The organism is Streptomyces sp. YS-3 (assembly GCF_045257485.1).
Lineage (GTDB): Bacteria > Actinomycetota > Actinomycetes > Streptomycetales > Streptomycetaceae > Streptomyces.
The window spans coordinates 1-3,285 of record NZ_JBJHPC010000707.1; the positions used below are offsets into that span (position 1 = coordinate 1).

The 3,285-nt window shown below is 73.5% G+C and carries 3 protein-coding genes and 1 pseudogene; 2 read left to right on the top strand and 2 right to left on the bottom strand.

The window, feature by feature from the left end:
- Window positions 1-652 (bottom strand): annotated as a pseudogene (locus ACJA3G_RS33600) (hypothetical protein); the annotation flags it as partial.
- A 308-nt stretch (window positions 653-960) separates the two neighbouring features.
- The gene (locus ACJA3G_RS33605; RefSeq protein WP_406556817.1) at window positions 961-1,914 is read right to left on the bottom strand and encodes a LysR family transcriptional regulator; all 954 of its coding nucleotides are present in this window, start codon (window positions 1,912-1,914) and stop codon (window positions 961-963) included.
- 175 nt (window positions 1,915-2,089) lie between these two features.
- Between ACJA3G_RS33605 and snpA the strand changes: the two genes are divergently transcribed.
- Window positions 2,090-2,761 (top strand): snapalysin, encoded by a 672-nt coding sequence (snpA, locus tag ACJA3G_RS33610; RefSeq protein ID WP_406556818.1) that lies wholly within the window; start codon window positions 2,090-2,092, stop codon window positions 2,759-2,761.
- A gap of 83 nt (window positions 2,762-2,844) precedes the next feature.
- Window positions 2,845-3,066: a hypothetical protein gene (locus tag ACJA3G_RS33615; RefSeq protein WP_406556819.1), complete on the top strand. Its 222-nt coding sequence runs from the start codon at window positions 2,845-2,847 to the stop codon at window positions 3,064-3,066.
- The last annotated feature ends 219 nt before the right edge of the window (window positions 3,067-3,285 follow it).

Genomic DNA, 3,285 nt, shown 5'->3' on the forward strand with positions numbered 1-3,285 from the left:
CCCCGGGGGCGGCTTCGGCCTGTACGGGCTCGGGGTCGGGCTCGGCGGCCTTCGGCTCGGGCTGGACGGCCTTCGCTTCCGGCTTGGCGGCCTTTGCTTCGGGCTCGGGCTCGACGGCTTCCGGCTTCGGCTCGGCGGCCTTCGGCTCGGGCTCGACCGCCTTCGCTTCCGGCTCGGGCTCCGGCTCAGCGGTCTCCGGTTCCGGGTCGACGACCTCCGGCTTCGCCTCGGCGGCTTCCGGCTTCGGCTCGGGGGCGGCGGTCTCCGTCACCGGCTCCGACTCTGACTCCGGGGCCGGCTCCGGCTTCGCGGGCTTCTCCGTCGCCGGGGACTCCGCGCGCGGCTGCGGCACCTCGGAGGCGGCCGGTTCCGGTTCCGGCTCCGGTGCCGACGGCTCGGCCGGGGACACGTCCTCCACCGGTCGCGTGGGCGCCGGCACGGCGGCCCGCGGGGTCGCGTCGAACGCCGCCGCGACCAGTTCCTCCGCGGGGGACAGGTCGCGGCGGGCGGGCGCCGGAACGGTCGGGGTCGTGGACGCGGCGGGCGCGGACTCGTCGGCGGGGGCCGGTACGGCCGCCGCGGCCGGGGCCGACTCCTCCGTCGGAGCCGCCGTCAGGTCGGCGCTCTCCGCGTCGCGATCGCGTCCGAACACTTTGCGCAGCAAGCTCCGAATGCCCATGGGCGAGGCCTTTCGCATGAGTTGGGTGCGATGTGCGGTGCAGGGTGGTGCAGGGCGTTGCGTACCCACGCCGCGTGAGCGGGAGCACGAGCGTGGACACGTAAGGTTAGCGATCCGATCCGGTCAACCTCGGCAGGGGGCGGACGACGCCGTACCGCTTACGCCCCGGACGGATCCGTCACCGGATGATCTGCTGCCCCGGATCGCCCGCGCACACCCCAGGGATCAGCCCCAGGGATCAGCCCCCGGGAGTCCGTGGAGCGCGGGAACCGCGGGCACCGTCAGGGGCGCAGCGCCAGCGGGCCCGACAGCCAGGTGCGGTACGGGGCGGACTGCCGCGCCGCCTCCCAGTACGCCGAGTCCAGCGCGGAGTGCACCGTCCCGTACACCCCCGACTCGTACGCCCCCGCCCGTGCCGCCAGCAGGAGCCGTACCGCCAGCGGATCGCCCCGCAGCGGGCGGATCGCCATGTCCGCCCGGGGCCGGGACGTCGGCTGGCAGGGCGTGACGACCTCGCCGGACGCCACCAGGGACGCGGCCGTCAGGTAATCCCCGTGCAGGACCCGGGGGTTGACCCCCGCCGCCGCGAACACCCGCCGCAACCCGTCCCACTCCCCGTCCACACTGGGATCGACCATCCACCGGTCCCCCGCCAGATCGGCCAGATCCACCACGTCCTCCCCGGCCGCCGGGTGGTCCGCCGCCAGCGAGATGAACTGCGGCTCGCGCTCGACCAGCACCCGCACATCGAGCCCCTCCGGCACCCGGAGCGGGCACCCCTCCACCTGGTGCACGAAGGCCACATCGAGCTCCCCCGCCGCGACCAGGCCGAGCAACGCGTGGGCGGAGACGTCGACATGGAGCTGTGTCTCCATGCCCGGGAGCCGCTCCCGCAGCCGCCGCAGCCACCCCGGAATGGCCCGGCTGGCGGTGGACCCGATACGCAGCCGGGGCCGCCCGTCCACGCCGTCGACAGCCGCCCGTACCTCTGTGACCAGCGCGTCCATCCCCGCGAGCAGCGGCCGGGCGCGGCTGAGGACGGTCCGGCCGAGCGGTGTCGGACGGCAGCCGGTGCGCTCCCGGGAGAAGAGCAGGCCGCCCAGTGAGTGCTCGATCCGCCGGAGCTGGTTGGTCAGGGCCGGCTGGCTGGTTCCGAGCTGCCGCGCGGCCCTGTGCAGACTGCCGGTGTCGGCGATCGCGCAGAGGGCGCGGAGGTGCCTCACGTCGAGCTCCATGGCCCGAGGGTAAAGGGCTTGTCATGTCCCGCACTAGACGGCCGATTCCCCGCCGATAACGCGGAGTTATCGCCGGTTGTCATCATCCCCGGGCGTATCCGGCTCCCCGACACTCGCCCTTGCCCCCGGCAACCCACCGGGGACACCCCCACGAATGAACGAGCAGGAGCCCCCCATGAGACACCAGAGGACTGTCGTCCTGTCCACCGCCCTGGGTCTGGCGCTCGCCGGCCTGGGCGCGATCCCCGCCACGGCCGCCGCCCCCTCCGCTTCCTCTTCCGCACCGTCCGCCGCTTCCGCGTACGTGCACGGCGCGTCGTACGCCGGGTCCGCCAAGGAGGCGGCCAACAACAAGGCGTTCTACGACGCCGTGATGAAGTCCGTCGCCAAGAAGCGGGCCGCGAACCCGCTGGCGGCCTCCGTCACCGTCTACTACAGCACCCGTAACGCGCCGAGCTTCCGTTCGCAGATATCGCAGTCCGCGCAGATCTGGAACTCCTCGGTGCAGAACGTACGCCTCGCCGAGTCGTCCTCCGGCGCGGACTTCTCGTACTACGAGGGCAACGACCCGCAGGGCTCGTACGCGTCCACGGACGGGCACGGCGGCGGGTACATCTTCCTGGACTACCAGCAGAACCAGCAGTACTACTCGGTCCGTGTCGTGGCGCACGAGACCGGCCACGTCCTCGGGCTGCCGGACCACTACTCGGGTCCGTGCAGCGAGCTGATGTCCGGCGGCGGGCCGGGCACGTCGTGCCGGAACGCGTACCCGAACAGCACGGAGCGGTCCCGGGTGAACAGCCTGTGGCGCAACGGGCTGGCGTCGGCGTTCAAGCCGGCGGCGTAGGTCTTCGGCCCGGCATGCGGCCGGGCGGGCGGGCGTGACCCGGGTGCGGCCCGGTTGTCGTACCCCTCTGGCAGCATGGCCGCATGCCGAGTGTCTCTCCCCGCCGTTCGTGTCCGTCGTGCGGCCGTGCCGTGGCCGTGGTGGCGGGACGGTACGTACGCCATGATCCGCGTGCGCGGGTGGCGGGCGGGGGTGAGCTGACGCTGTGCCCGGGGTCGAAGCGGCCGGCGCCTCCAAGTGTGGGCCAACCCACGCTGGACGGCTACGAGGTCGCCCCGTTCCCGGGCCAGCTGCCCCTGTTCTGAGGAACTCGCCAGGGCCGCCGTTCGTCCGCGGACCGTGCCGGGCCGCTCGCGCAGCTCCCCGCGCCCCTTGGGGGACCCGGTAGCCGGAAAACAGAGCTCGGCCACAGACCACCCAGGGGCGCGGGGAACTGCGCGACAAGCCCCCACCGGCCCGCAGACGAACCCCGGGCCGGGCCAGGCCTACTCCCGTGTGTAGAACACGTAGAACGCCGCCAACCC